This window comes from Oceanicola sp. 22II-s10i (assembly GCF_002210105.1).
GTDB lineage: Bacteria > Pseudomonadota > Alphaproteobacteria > Rhodobacterales > Rhodobacteraceae > Pseudooceanicola.
In genome coordinates this window covers 49,484-62,684 of the sequence record NZ_AQQU01000015.1, presented here as the reverse complement: position 1 = coordinate 62,684, position 13,201 = coordinate 49,484, and the positions used below count along the sequence as shown (strand labels likewise).

General features: G+C 68.6%; 9 protein-coding genes. 5 read left to right on the top strand and 4 right to left on the bottom strand.

Annotation, left to right across the window (positions count from 1 at the left end):
- Nucleotides 1-123 precede the first annotated feature (123 nt).
- The 5 genes from gph (at nucleotide 124) to ATO6_RS22425 (ending at nucleotide 4,823) form a co-directional block, all read left to right on the top strand.
- Nucleotides 124-771: a phosphoglycolate phosphatase gene (gene gph, locus ATO6_RS22445; protein WP_088626257.1), complete on the top strand. Its 648-nt coding sequence runs from the start codon at nucleotides 124-126 to the stop codon at nucleotides 769-771.
- 10 nt (nucleotides 772-781) lie between these two features.
- Nucleotides 782-1,420, top strand: a complete 639-nt coding sequence (locus ATO6_RS22440) for a glutathione S-transferase family protein (RefSeq protein WP_088626256.1) — start codon at nucleotides 782-784, stop codon at nucleotides 1,418-1,420.
- A gap of 69 nt (nucleotides 1,421-1,489) precedes the next feature.
- Complete coding sequence (locus ATO6_RS22435; RefSeq protein ID WP_088626255.1) at nucleotides 1,490-2,167, top strand: type 1 glutamine amidotransferase; 678 nt, start codon at nucleotides 1,490-1,492, stop codon at nucleotides 2,165-2,167.
- Nucleotides 2,164-3,522, top strand: coding sequence for a glutamine synthetase family protein (locus ATO6_RS22430; protein ID WP_088626254.1), 1,359 nt, complete (start codon nucleotides 2,164-2,166; stop codon nucleotides 3,520-3,522). The genes ATO6_RS22435 and ATO6_RS22430 overlap by 4 nt, the downstream gene beginning before the upstream one ends.
- Nucleotides 3,519-4,823 carry an FAD-binding oxidoreductase gene (locus tag ATO6_RS22425; RefSeq protein ID WP_088626253.1) on the top strand — a complete coding sequence of 435 codons (1,305 nt, stop codon included), beginning with the start codon at nucleotides 3,519-3,521 and terminating at the stop codon, nucleotides 4,821-4,823. Before ATO6_RS22430 ends, ATO6_RS22425 begins: the two co-directional genes overlap by 4 nt.
- Nucleotides 4,824-4,825: 2 nt before the next feature.
- On the opposite strand, the gene ATO6_RS22420 is transcribed toward ATO6_RS22425, so the two are convergent.
- From ATO6_RS22420 to ATO6_RS22405, 4 genes are all read right to left on the bottom strand, one after another.
- Complete coding sequence (locus ATO6_RS22420) at nucleotides 4,826-6,154, bottom strand: HlyD family type I secretion periplasmic adaptor subunit (protein ID WP_088626252.1); 1,329 nt, start codon at nucleotides 6,152-6,154, stop codon at nucleotides 4,826-4,828.
- 30 nt (nucleotides 6,155-6,184) lie between these two features.
- Nucleotides 6,185-7,894: a type I secretion system permease/ATPase gene (locus ATO6_RS22415; protein ID WP_088626251.1), complete on the bottom strand. Its 1,710-nt coding sequence runs from the start codon at nucleotides 7,892-7,894 to the stop codon at nucleotides 6,185-6,187.
- Between the two features lie 191 nt (nucleotides 7,895-8,085).
- A complete protein-coding gene (locus ATO6_RS22410) occupies nucleotides 8,086-10,251 on the bottom strand; it encodes a calcium-binding protein (protein ID WP_176441065.1) in 2,166 nt (721 codons plus the stop codon).
- 191 nt (nucleotides 10,252-10,442) lie between these two features.
- On the bottom strand, nucleotides 10,443-13,157 hold the full coding sequence (locus ATO6_RS22405) for an ABC transporter substrate-binding protein (RefSeq protein ID WP_088626249.1): 2,715 nt from the start codon (nucleotides 13,155-13,157) through the stop codon (nucleotides 10,443-10,445).
- Nucleotides 13,158-13,201: the final 44 nt, after the last annotated feature.

Genomic DNA, 13,201 nt, shown 5'->3' with positions numbered 1-13,201 from the left:
CCCGCCGGGGGGCTGTCTGCCCCCCGGACCCCCCGAAAGTATTTTTGACCAGAAGAAGCAGGGGAACCTGCGCGAGACGCCGTGCGGCGGGGCAAGCGGTTCAGGCGGCAGGAGAGGAATTCTATGGCACGTGTGGTGTTCGATCTGGACGGGACGCTGATCGACAGCGCTCCGGGCATTCGCGGGATCGCGAACGGGATCCTGCGGGAAGAGGGGCTGCCGGAGATCTCGCTGGCCGAGGCGCACAGCTTCATCGGCCATGGCGCCGGGGCTTTCGTGGCGCAGATGCGGGCGGCGCGGGGGATTGCGGACAGCGAGCAGGAGCGGCTGCTTGGCACGCTGCTGGGGCGTTATGAAGGGGCCGTCGGGCTGAGCCAGCCCTATCCGGGTGTGCCGGAGGCGCTGGCTGCGCTGGTCGCGGGCGGGCATGTGCTGGCGCTCTGCACCAACAAGCCCGAGGCGCCGGCGCGGCTGGAGCTGGAGTATCTGGGCGTGACCGGCGATTTCGGCGTGGTGGTGGGCGGCGACAGCCTGGCCGTGCGCAAGCCGGATCCGGGGCCGCTGCGGGCGGTGCTGGGGGCGATGGCGGAGGGGCCGTCGGTTTATGTCGGCGACAGCGAGGTCGATGCGGAGACGGCGCAGGCGGCGGGCGTGGCCTTCCTGCTGTTCACCGGCGGCTACCGGAAGTCGCCGGTCGAGGCCATCCCGCATGACGCGGCCTTCGACGACTTCGCCGACCTCCCCGCGCTGGTTGCGGCGCACGCCCGCTGAGGGGGCCATCATGATCGCCTACCGGCTTCATTACTTTCCCGAGAGCGGCAACAGTTACAAGCTGGCGCTGATGCTGAGGCTCTGCGGGCAGCCGTTCGAGGGCATCTGGACGGATTTCGGCGGGGGCGTCACGCGCACCCCGGAGTGGCGGCGCGCGGTCAACGAGATGGGCGAGATCCCGGTGCTGGAGGAGGATGGCGTCAAGACCACCCAGACCGCGCTGATCCTGCGCCGCCTTGCCGCGCGCTACGGGCAATACGGCGGGTCGGATCCGGAAGAGGTGCTGCGCTGGCTGATCTGGGACAACCAGAAGCTTTCCGGCCAGATGGCGACCTACCGGTTCCTGCGGACCTACACGAAGGACGCGGACCCGGCGGTGCTGACGTTCCTGCGCTGGCGGGTGGACGACTGCCTGCGCATCGCCGAGGCGCGGCTGGCGGACCGGGCGTTCGTCATGGGGGACGAACCGACCATCGCCGACATCTCGATGTGCGCCTACCTGTCCTTCCCCGAGGACGAGACCGGCTACCGGCTGGCCGACAGCCACCCCGCGGTGCAGGCCTGGCTGGGGCGCATCGCCGCCCTGCCCGGCTGGAAATCGCCCTATGACCTGCTGCCGGGTGAGCGTCTGCCCAGATATGACCGCTAGGGCAGCCCGCCCCCCTTGTCCGTGCCCGAGGGCTCCTCTACCTTCGCGGCATCAACCAACCGGTGTTTCATGAAAATCGGCATACTGCAGCCCGGCCATATTCCTCCGCAGATGGAGGACATGGGCGATTACGACGCATTCTTCCGCCGCCTGCTCGGCGGATACGGATTCGACTTCGTCACCTATGACGTCGAGGCGGGCGACGTCCCCTCCGACCCGCACGCCTGCGACGGCTGGCTGATCACCGGCTCCAAACACGGCGCCTACGAGGATCACCCGTGGATCGCCCCGCTCGAGGCGCTGATCCGGGCGATCCATGCCGCGGGCGTGCCGCTGATCGGCGTGTGCTTCGGCCACCAGATCATCGCGCAGGCGCTCGGCGGCAAGGTCGAGAAATTCGCGGGCGGCTGGTCCGTGGGGCGCAAGACCTACCACATCGAGGGCCACGACTATCCGCTGAATGCATGGCACCAGGACCAGGTGGTCGAACTGCCCGAGGGGGCCGAGGTGGTCGGATCCTCCGACTTCTGCCGCTATGCCGCGCTGAGCTATGGCGGCACGATCTACACCGTGCAGCCGCACCCCGAATACGACGGCACCTTCATCGGACGCCTGATGGAGGAGCGCGGCAAGGGCGTGGTCCCGCAGCCGCTCATGGACGAGGCCCGCACCCACCTGAACGAACCCGTCGCGCAGAAGGCGCTGGCCGACCGCTTTGCCGCGGTCCTGAAAGGAGAACCGGCATGAGCGACTGGACCGACAGCCTGCCCGAGGCGGCGCGCAACTATCTGGAAGGCCGCCGGCTGGACGAGGTGGAATGCGTGGTGGCCGACCTGCCCGGCATCGCCCGCGGCAAGGCCGTGCCCGCGTCGAAATTCGCGCGGCAGCAGTATTTCCACCTGCCGAACTCGATCTTCTTCCAGACCATCACCGGCGACTGGGGCGAGGCCGCGGGCGACGAGGGCTTCATCGAGCCCGACATGATCCTGCGCCCCGACATGAGCACGGCGACCGCCGCGCCATGGACCGGGGACTGGACGCTGCAGGTGATCCACGACGCCTATGACCGCAAGGGCAACCCGATCCCCTTCGCGCCGCGCAACGTGCTGAAACGGATCGTCGCGCTTTACGAGGCGCAGGGGTGGAAACCGGTCGTCGCGCCCGAGATGGAATTCTACCTCGTCGCGCGCAACATCGACCCGGCCAAGCCGATCGAGCCGATGATGGGCCGCTCGGGCCGCCCCGCCGCCGCACGGCAGGCCTATTCGATGACCGCCGTGGACGAATTCGGCCCGGTGATCGACGATATCTACGACTTTGCCGAAGCGCAGGGCTTCGAGATCGACGGCATCACGCAGGAGGGCGGCGCCGGGCAGCTGGAGATCAACCTGCGGCATGGCAGCCCGGTGAAGCTGGCGGACGAGGTGTTCTACTTCAAACGGCTGATCCGCGAGGCGGCGCTGCGGCACGACTGCTTCGCGACCTTCATGGCCAAGCCGATCGGCGACGCACCGGGCAGCGCAATGCACATCCACCATTCGGTGCTGGATATCGAGAGCGGCAAGAACATCTTCACCGGACCGCAGGGCGGCGAGACGGATGCGTTCTACAACTTCATCGGCGGGCTGCAGCATCACCTGCCCGAGGTGATCCCGCTGCTGGCGCCGTATGTGAACAGCTACCGCCGCTACGTGAAGGACCATGCCGCGCCGATCAACCTCGAATGGGGGCGCGACAACCGCACGACGGGGATCCGGGTGCCGATCTCGTCGCCGGAAAGCCGCCGGATCGAGAACCGGGTGGCGGGGATGGACTGCAACCCCTACCTCGGGATCGCGGCTTCGCTGGCCGCGGGTTACCTGGGCCTGATGCGCGAGGAACGGGCGGAGAAGCAGTTCCGCGGCGATGCCTACGAGGGCGAAGGCGACTTCCCCCGGACGCTGGGCGAGGCGCTGGACGTCTTTGACGAGGCGGGCGCGCTGACGGAAATCCTCGGGCCGGAGTTCTGCCGCGTCTATTCCATCGTGAAGCGTACGGAATACGAGGAATTCCTCGGCGTCATCAGCCCGTGGGAGCGTGAGCACCTGCTGCTGAACGTATGAACCTGCTCGACGCCAACGACCGCCCCGGCGCCTATCCGGACTCGTGGTATGCGGCGACGGTCGAACAACTGCCGCCCTTCCCGCCCCTGACGGGCGAGGCGACGGCGGACGTCTGCGTGATCGGCGGCGGCTACACCGGCCTGTCGGCGGCGCTGCATCTGGCCGAGGCCGGGCGGCGCGTCGTGCTGCTAGAGGCGCAGCGGGTCGGGTTCGGGGCCTCGGGGCGGAACGGCGGGCAGCTCGGGTCCGGCCAGCGGCAGGACCAGATGACGCTGGAGAAGATGGTCGGCCGCGACGACGCGCGCCACCTGTGGCGGCTCGGCGAGGAGGCCAAAGCGCTGGTCCGCGATCTGGTCGCGAAACACGGGATCGAGTGCCAGCTGAAGCCGGGTGTGGCGTGGACCGCCTCCAGCACCTCCGAGGTGCATCACCTGCACGACTACGCCGCGCATCTGCGCGAGCGCTACGATTACCCCCATGTGGAACTGCTGGACGAGGCCGCCTGTCAGGCGCTCTGCCCCTCGCCGCTCTACAAGGGCGGGATGCTGGACATGGGCGCGGGGCACCTGCACCCGCTGGCGTTCGCCATCGGTCTGGCCCGCGCGGCACGGAACGCAGGCGTGACGTTCCACGAAGGCGCGCGGGTCGAACGGATCGACGAGGGGGCGGAGGTCACCGTCTCCACCGACGCGGGTCGGGTGAAGGCGCGGCACGTGATCCTCGCCTGCAACGGCTATCTCGGACGGCTGAACGGCAAGGTCGCGGCACGGGTCATGCCGATCAACAACTTCGTCGCCGCGACCGAGCCGCTCGGGACCGAGGCCGCGCGGGTGCTGACCCGCGACGTGGCGGTGGCGGACGACAAATTCGTGGTGAACTACTTCCGCCTGAGCCATGACAACCGGCTGCTGTTCGGTGGTGGCGAGAGCTATTCCTACCGCTTCCCCGCGGATATCGCGGCCAAGGTGCGCAAGCCGATGACCGAGGTGTTCCCGCATCTGAAGGACGTGAAGATCGACTACGCATGGGGCGGGACCTTGGCGATCACCATGAAGCGCCTGCCCCAGTTCGCCCGCGTTGCGCCGAACATCCTGTCGGCCTCGGGTTACTCGGGGCATGGCGTGGGAACGGCGACCCATGCGGGGATGCTGATGGCGAAGGCCATCGAGGGCGAGACGGCCGGTTTCGACATCATGTCCCGCCTGCCGACCCCGGCCTTTCCCGGTGGTCCGGCGTTCCGTTCCCCGCTCCTCGTCCTCGCGATGAGCTGGTTCGCCCTGCGCGACCGGCTGGGGATCTAGCCTCACTCGCGGAACGAGCGGGCGATGGCGTCGGTCACGGGCTGGCTGACGTAGTCGAACAGCGTACGCGTCCCCTGCGCCACGAAGACCTCGACCGGCATGCCGGCAGCCAGCCGCGCCTCGCCCTGCAGGCGGTCGAATTCCGGATCCTCGATGGCGAGGCGGGCGGCATACCACGCCTGGCCGCTGCGCGGGTCGGTCGTGACATCCGGCGCGATGGCGACGATGCGGCCCGCGATCTCGGGCGTGGTGCGGGCCGGCAGACCGGTCAGCCGCAGCCGCGCCGCCTGCCCTTCGGACAGACGGTCGATGTCGGTCGGGCTGACCCGCGCCTCCACCTCCATCCGGCTGTCCAACGGGATCAGCGTCAGAAGGCGCGCCCCTGCCCCCGCGACCGATCCGGCGGCCGGGAAGGCAACCGCGTGGACCACCCCGTCGACCGGCGCGCGCAGGTCGCGGCGGGCCTGCCGGTCCTCGCCCGGCGCCAGCCGCCGGTTGGCCTGCAGCAGCGTCGCCTCGACCTCGGTCAGCCGCGCCGCGGCCTCGCTGACACGCGCCTGCTGCAGCTTGGCCCGACGCAGGGCGATGGCCTCGATCGCCTTGGACGCGGCCTGCGCCTCGGCGGCGAGGACGGCGATCATGCCGCTGGCATCCGCCACGCCGCGCTGAAGCTGGGTCAGCCGCGAGCGTGTGGCGAGACCTTTTTCGATGAGCGTCCGCGTCGCCTCCAGATCGCTTTCCATCAGCGCAAGCTGCTCGCGCAGGCTGTCGGAGCGTGCGGCGGCCTGCGCGGCGCGGGCCTGCGCCTCGGCCCGTTCGGCCTCGATCAGCGCCATTTCCGCCAGAAACGCCTCGCGCCGTTCGGAAAAGAGCCGCGCCTCGGACATCAGCACATCGGCGGCCTCGGCATCGCCCGCCAGTTCCGGCACCTCGGGCATCGCGATCAGCCCGTCCCGCTCGGCCACCAGCCGGGCGCGCTGCGCGAGGGCCATGCGGCGGCGGTCCTGCCATTCGCCAAGTGCGGCGCGGCTGTCGACATCGTCGAGGCGGATCAGCAGGTCGCCCTGCCGGACCGTCTGTCCCTCTCGCACGAAGACCTCGGCGATCAGGCCGCCTTCGCGATGGGCCAGGTCCAGCCGCTCGGTCGCGACGGTCAGGCTGCCGGGGGCGATCACGGTGCTGGCGATCGGGGCGGTCACGGCCCAGCTTCCGAAGCCGCCGAAGGCGATCAGGGTCAGCAGGCCAGCCCCGATCAGGTGGCTGCGGATACGCGGGCGGAGCGTCGGAACAGGACGGTCGCGGCGGGCGTGGGTGTAGGTCAGCGTGGTCATTTCGGGATCTCCTTGTTGGCGTGTTGGGGGTCAGACGGCCTGGGCCGTGATGGTCTGGTCCGGCGCGGCGGGGCGCTGCGCGGCAACGCGGGTCTGCATGGCCTGCATCACCTCGGCGCGCGGACCGATCAGGTCGATGCGACCGGCGTCGAGGACCATCAGCCGGTCCGTGGCGCGGAAGGCGGCCATGCGGTGGCCGATGAGGATGACGGTGGAACCGGCCGCGCGCAGGGCCTGCAGGGTGCGCACCAGCTCCGCTTCGCCCTGCGGGTCGAGGCCCGAGTCCGGTTCGTCCAGCACGACGAGGCGCGGCATTCCGCAGACGGCCCGCGCCAGCGCGATCCGCTGCCGCTGCCCGCCCGAGAGCGGACGCCCGCCTTCGGCCAGCATGGTGTCGTAGCCGTTCGGCAGGGCGAGGATCATCTCGTGCACCCCGACGAGGCGGGCGGCGGCGACGATCTGGTCGGCGCTGGCGGACAGGCGTCCGATGTTCTCGGCCACGGTTCCGGGCAGCAGCTGCACGTCCTGCGGCAGATAGCCGATCTCGTCGCCGCGCCGGGTCCGGTCGAACTGAACGGCGTCCTGCCCGTCCAGCGTCATGCGGCCCGCGTTCGGGGTGTCGAGGCCGAGGATCAGCCGCGACAGGGTGGATTTCCCGCTGCCCGACGGCCCGATCACGCCGAGGATCTCGCCGGGGTGAAGGTCGAACGACAGGTCCTGCAGGATCGGCATGCGCAGGCCCGGCACGGCGAAGGAGACGCCTTCGGCATGGATCCGGCCTTCCAGCGCGGGAAGTTCCATCGGCGCGGCCTCGGTCGCGAGGGTGGCGATGCGGTCGGCGATCCGGGTCCGGGCCGCGCGCATTTCGGCCAGCGACCGCCAGCCGCCGGCGATCTGTTCGATCGGCGCCAGCGCGCGGGCCAGCAGGATCGTGACGGCGACGACCACGCCCATCGACAGGCGTCCCTCCAGAACCAGCAGCCCGGCAAGGCCGGTGCCCGCCATCTGCGCCGCCAGCCGGGTCATCCGGACCAGCGCCTGGACGGTCGCCGCACGGCGGACGAGACGGTTGGCCAGATCCTGGCTCGGGGCATTGCGATCGGACCAGAGCATGGCGATGCGGTCAGACAGGCCCATGGCCTCGACCGCCGTCGCGGCGCGCCCGGCGGCCGCGACATACTCCGCCGCCGCCCCCTGCTCTGCCGCGATGCGGCGGTTGTGGGGACGGCTCCACAGGTCGAACCCGACGGTGAGGCCCAGCAGGATCGCCCCGGTGCCGAGCGCCAGCAGCCCCAGCCAGGGATGGAGCAACGCCAGCAGCAGGCCGAAGCCAAGCGCCCAGGGCAGATCGGCCAGCGCGAGGAAGGCGGGTCCGGACAGGCCGTTGCGCAGCGCGGCTAGGTCGCGCAGCCCGGTGGCGCCGTCGGCGGCATTGTCCTTCAGCCCGCTGCGGACCAGTTCCGGCCCGATGGCCGCGTCCAGCCAGCCGGCGAGCGCCGCGACGATGCCGCCGCGCATCCGGTCGAACATCGCCTGCACCACGAGGATTCCGCCGAACAGCAGCGAGATCATCAGCAGCGTCTCTTCGCTGCGGCTGGTGAAGACGCGGTCGAAGACCTGGATCGAGTAGAACGCGCCCGCGAGCGCGAGCAGGTTCAGGGCCACCGACAGCAGCGCGACGGCGACGAGCGCCGGGCGCAGGGCGGACAGGCCGGGACGGGTTCGGGTGGTGCGGGGCATGGCGTTCTCCTCTTGCCGATGCCCCGGTGTCGCCCGTCAGCGTTTCGTCGCGATGTTGTCCGGGTGGGCCGAGTGTTTCCAATGTTTCCGCCACACCGCGCCCGCCCGAAACGCACTGCGCCCCCCCGTTTCCGGGAGGGCGCGCTGGCGGGAGGTTCGGCCGGGGAATGGGGACGCCGGCCGCTCTCCGCTCAGATCAGGTTGGCGATGGTCGAGTCGCTCATCAGCTGGATGTCCGACCCGTAGTAGAGGTTGTCGGCATAGACGGTGATCGAACCGCCGCCATTGCCCGACTGGATCACCACGGTGCCGTTGCCCATGGCCGCCCAGCCCCACTGGCCGTCGCTGTCCAGAACGATCTTGTCCTCGCCGTGCACGAAGTCCATCACCTTGGACCCGGTGTTCGACCGGTTGTTCTGGAAGATGAACTGGTCGTTGCCGGTGCCGCCATAGACCCTGTCCGCACCGCCGCCGCCGTGGATGTTGTCGTTGCCGCCGCGACCGCTGAGAAGGTCGTTCTTGGCGCCGCCCAGGATCCGGTTGTGGCCGTTGGTGCCATGGATCGTCGTGTTCCAGTTGCTCGACGCGATCATGCGTTCGACGTTTTCGCTGCCGATGAACGAGTAGTAGCTGTTCTTGATGTAGGCCGTGTCGAACCCGCCCGACGAATACTCGACGATCTTGTCGTACTGGCTGTCGATCCAGTAGGTGTCGTTGCCATAGCCGCCCAGCATCGTGTCATTGCCGGACCCGCCGTCGAGGCTGTCGTTGCCGCCGTTCCCGACAAGGTAGTCGTTCCCGTCGAAACCCTGCAGCACGTCCTCGCCGTTCAGGCCGCGGATCGTGTTGGCGTACATGTTGCCCGCGATCATGTGCCCGTTGTTGGTCGTGGCCTGAAGTTCCTCGACCATCGAGGTGTCCAGCAGCTTGAAGTACTGGTTCGTGATCCGCGCGATGTCGTAGCCCTCGTTCGCGTATTCGATGATCCGGTCGAGGTTACTGTCGACGACGTAGGTGTCGTTGCCGGTGCCGCCGCGCATGTAGTCGTGCCCGGTACCGCCGTTGATGAAATCGTCGCCGCCGTAGCCGTAGATCACGTCGTCGCCGGAGCCGCCGTAGAGCTGGTCATACCCGGTGTTGGACCCGTGCAGGTCGTCCCAGCCGTCGCCACCCCACAGGATCGCATGGGCCGAGTTCCGCGCGCTGATGTAGTTGTCGGACGCATTGCCCTCGAAGGACACCGTCGCCGAGACGTCGCCTTCGTAGACCAGTTCTTCGAGGTTGGCGCCCAGGGTGTATTCCGTCAGCGTGGTGCGGACGACGTCCTGCCCCTCGTTGAGCGCCTCGGTCACGATCTGCGCGTCATCGACGACATAGAAGGTGTCGTTGCCCTCGCCGCCGGCCATGTCCTCGCCGCCTTTCAGCGTGTCGTTGCCCGCGCCGCCATCCATCCTGTCAAAGCCGGAACCGCCATCGAGATAATCGTTGCCGTCCTCGCCCTTCAGGACGTCGTCCTCGGAGCCGCCGTAGATCACATCGTTGCCCGAAGCGCCCCACAGGCTGTCGTTGCCCGAGCCGCCGTAGATCGTGTCCTGGTCGTTGCCGCCGTCGATGAAGTCGTTGCCGGCGTCACCGCTCAGGAAATCGTTGCCGATCCCGCCACTCAGCTTGTCGTTGCCGCCCTTGCCGAAGATCTCGTCGTTGCCCGACCCGCCGGACAGCGTGTCGTTGCCCACGTTGCCGCGCATCTCGTTGTCGAGGGCGTTGCCGTTCACGGACGCACCGTTCAGGACGTTGCCCATGACGTTGATGTCTTCGACCGCCTTGGCGCCGCGGGCGTCGGCCATGTTGAAGAAGTTCATGTAGAGCTGGATCATGTCGTGGCTGGTCGAGGTCGCGTAGGACTGTTCGCCATAGATCACGTCCCGTGCATCGCGGATGCGGTAGACGTCATGGCCGTCGCCGCCTTCGAGCCTGTCGTAGTGGCTGGCCGCATCACCCGCACCGCCATCGAGCGTGTCGTTTCCGAGCCCGCCGTACAGGCTGTCGGACCCGGTGCCGCCATCGAGGTAGTCATTGCCGCTGCCGCCATACATCAGGTCATTGTCAGAGCCGCCGAACAGCTTGTCGTCATGCGTGCCGCCGAAGATCGTGTCCGAGCCGGAGCCGCCGCGGATCGTGTCCTTGCCGGCGCCGCCTTCGAGCCAGTCGTTGCCACCGTAGCCGTCGATGACGTTGTCGCCGGCCAGGAAGAGCGCATTCTCGCCATTCTCTACGATCGCATCGGAGTTTTCGGTTCCGAGAAAGTTCCAGACAGTGCCGTCCAGAAAGCGGAGGAATTTGGTTTCAATAGGCATTTTGGTCATCCTGTGATTGGACCCGCACTCTGGCGGGGTGTTTCGATGACCCGTTTCTGATGCTGTGGCGTTTCGCCAATCTGCCGCGCTGTGAAGCGGCCGGTTTCGTGGATACGGGGTTATGTTTCCGGACAGAAACATGCCTGCGGCCGGAAGGGCCGCCGCGTTTCCGCCGAAACAATCCGAACCGTTCAGGTCCGGATCGTGGCCATCGCGAGGGTGCTGCCGTCCGTCTGCGGTTCGTAGACGATGCCGCGTTTGGTGGCCCATGTGGTGGAGCGGAAACAGATCGGGGCGACGGCGACATCCGCCATGGCACGGGCCGAGGCGGCGCGCAGCAGACCGAGCCGCCGGGTCGCGTCCATTTCGATCTGGGCGGAGCGGACAAGTGCGTCGAACTCGGGATCGGACCAGCCGCCCCGGTTGACCGCCCCCATTCCGCGCGCGGGATCGCGGGTCGTCAGAAGGTTGTGCAGGGTATACGACGTCTCGCCCGTAACCGAGCCCCAGCCGGACAGGCCCATGCAGAATTCGCGCCGCGCGGCGCGGGCATAGAAGTCCCGCGCGCCCATGGCTTCGGGCCGTGCGCGTATGCCGATGGCGTTCAGCATCAGCGCGATGGCACGCAGCGCGGTCGCGCCATTGAAGCTGCGGTCGCGCGACCCGTGCAGCGTGATGCCGAAACCGTCCGGCCAGCCGGCCTCGGCCAGCAACGCGCGCGCACCGGCGGGATCGTAGGGCGGCGGCCCGAGCGCCGGATCGGTGCCGAATACGCCGGGCCCTGCGATGTCACCCACCGGATGCGCCTGCCCGGCCATGATCTTGGAACAGATGAACGCGCGGTCGATGGCATGCGATATGGCCCGCCGCACCCGCACGTCACGCAGCGGATTGGTGTCGAGCAGTTGCCCCCGGCTGTCTGTCAGCCAGGGCGATGTCTGGGACACCTGATCGAAATAGAGATACCAGACCCGGTTCGTCGGACACCCGTAGAGCGCCACGTCCGTGCGCGACTGCAGTTCGACCAGCTGTTCCGGCGTCACGTTGTCGATCAGGTCGACCTCGCCCGCCAGCAGCGCGGCGATGCTGGCCGACCCGCTTTCGTCGATCAGGCGGAACTCCACCTCCTGCCAGGGCTGCGGCCCTTCCCGGAATGTGTCGTTGCGGGCAAACCGCAGGACGCGGTCCGAGGGGCGTGCGGTCAGCCGGTAGGGGCCCGTCCCGTTCATCACCTCCAGCCGGTCAAAGGCCGAAGTCGGTGTTTCGGCCTGCGCGCGGTTCAGGATGAACAGCCGGGCGAGGTTGGCCGGCAGCAGCGGCATCGGCGCCTCGGTGCGCAGGATCAGCCGGTAGGGATCCGGCAGCTCCTCGGCCACCACGGGTACGAGGACGGCGGCAAAGGGACTGCCGCTGCGCCGCACACGGGCGAAGCTGGCCAGAACGTCCGCGCCGTCGAACGGGCTTCCGTCGTGAAACGTCACGTCCCGCCGCAGGTCGAACTCCCAGCCGTGTCCTTCGGCCAGCGGGCGCCATGACGCGGCAAGCCCCGGCACGAGGCTCCCGTCCCCCGCAAGCCCCACGAGCGCATCGTAGCTGTGCCGCGCGATCATCTCGTTGGTGTTGCGCGACTGGTGATGCGGGTCGAGCGAACCGAGATCCTCGGTATGGCCGATGACCAGCCGGTCCTCCTCCCGCAGCTGCGGAATATGCACCGGCGACAGCGACATCACCCGCGGCAGGGTCAGGTCGAAGGTGCTGCCCTCGCCGACCCGGCTCGACACCGACAGCCGCCCGCCGAGCTGCCGCGCGATCCGTTCCGAGATATAGAGCCCCAGCCCCGTGCCCCCCGCGCGCGGGGACTTGGACCCGCCGACGCGGCTGAAGGCCTTGAACAGCAGTTCCAGCCGGTCCTCGGGAATGCCTGGGCCGGTGTCGTGAACCTCGAAGACGATCTGCCCGGCCTCTGACGTGACCTCCAGCGTGACACGGCCGCGCTCGGTGAATTTGATGGCGTTGCCGATCAGGTTCAGCAGGATCTGCTTGAGCTTCACCCGGTCCGAGGTGATGGCCCCCAGATCGCCCGGACTGTCGAGCAGGAACATAAGCCCCGTGTCGCGGGTCAGCGTGATCGCCATGTCCTCGATCTCTTCCAGCAGCTGGTCGAGGTCGAACGCGGCGAGGTCCGGCTCCATATGCCCGGCCTCGGCCTTGGCCAGATCGAGGATGTCCGTCACGAGATCGCGCAGGTGCCGCCCCGCCGATTCCAGCGTCGACAGCCTGTCGAGCGCGGGCAGGTCCCCTGCCCGTTCCGCATGGGCGCGCAGGAGGCCGATATTGGCAAAGATCACGCTCAGCGGGTTGCGTATCTCGTGGCTGACCGTCGCCAGAAACTCCCGCTGCGTGTAATTGGCGCTTTCGGCGGCGAGGCGGCGGGTCAGTTCAAGCTCGCGTTCCTCCATGGCGGCGACACCCGCCCCCCAGATATCGGCGAAAATGCGGGCCAGCCCCGGTTCCGGACGGGCATACTGGTCGAGCGCCTGAGCCGTTCCCGCGATGCCCGTCACGCGGCTGCCCTGCCGCGTGGTCCGCCCGGTCATGTTGACCCAATGCCAGCCGCCGCCGGGCGACATCACGCGCGAGGCGCAGGCGAAATCCGCGCCGGTCCGCAGGCTTTCGCGGATCAGGCCCCCATGCCGGGCCTGATCGTCGGGATGCAGCCGGCTGACCATCGCCCGACCCGTCGTCTGTTCCGGCAGCGCGCACAGGAACGCCGCATCCGGCCCCAGCAGCAGCGCATCGTCCTGCGGCGTCCAACGCCATTCCGCGCCCTTGGGGCGGTCGATCACAGCCTGTGTCGCGTTCATGCCGACCGGCCCCGGCGTGGGCGCGACGAAAAGCAGAAACATCCGCGCGCGACAAAGACACTCATGACGACCGGAACCCTGACCAT

Coding starts and splice junctions, on each gene's coding strand:
- ATO6_RS22430 (WP_088626254.1), top strand. CDS start 2,164: ATGAGCGACTGGACCGACAGCCTGCCCGAGGCGGCGCGCAACTATCTG.
- ATO6_RS22425 (WP_088626253.1), top strand. CDS start 3,519: ATGAACCTGCTCGACGCCAACGACCGCCCCGGCGCCTATCCGGACTCG.
- gph (WP_088626257.1), top strand. CDS start 124: ATGGCACGTGTGGTGTTCGATCTGGACGGGACGCTGATCGACAGCGCT.
- ATO6_RS22410 (WP_176441065.1), bottom strand. CDS start 10,251: ATGCCTATTGAAACCAAATTCCTCCGCTTTCTGGACGGCACTGTCTGG.
- ATO6_RS22435 (WP_088626255.1), top strand. CDS start 1,490: ATGAAAATCGGCATACTGCAGCCCGGCCATATTCCTCCGCAGATGGAG.
- ATO6_RS22420 (WP_088626252.1), bottom strand. CDS start 6,154: ATGACCACGCTGACCTACACCCACGCCCGCCGCGACCGTCCTGTTCCG.
- ATO6_RS22405 (WP_088626249.1), bottom strand. CDS start 13,157: ATGTTTCTGCTTTTCGTCGCGCCCACGCCGGGGCCGGTCGGCATGAAC.
- ATO6_RS22440 (WP_088626256.1), top strand. CDS start 782: ATGATCGCCTACCGGCTTCATTACTTTCCCGAGAGCGGCAACAGTTAC.
- ATO6_RS22415 (WP_088626251.1), bottom strand. CDS start 7,894: ATGCCCCGCACCACCCGAACCCGTCCCGGCCTGTCCGCCCTGCGCCCG.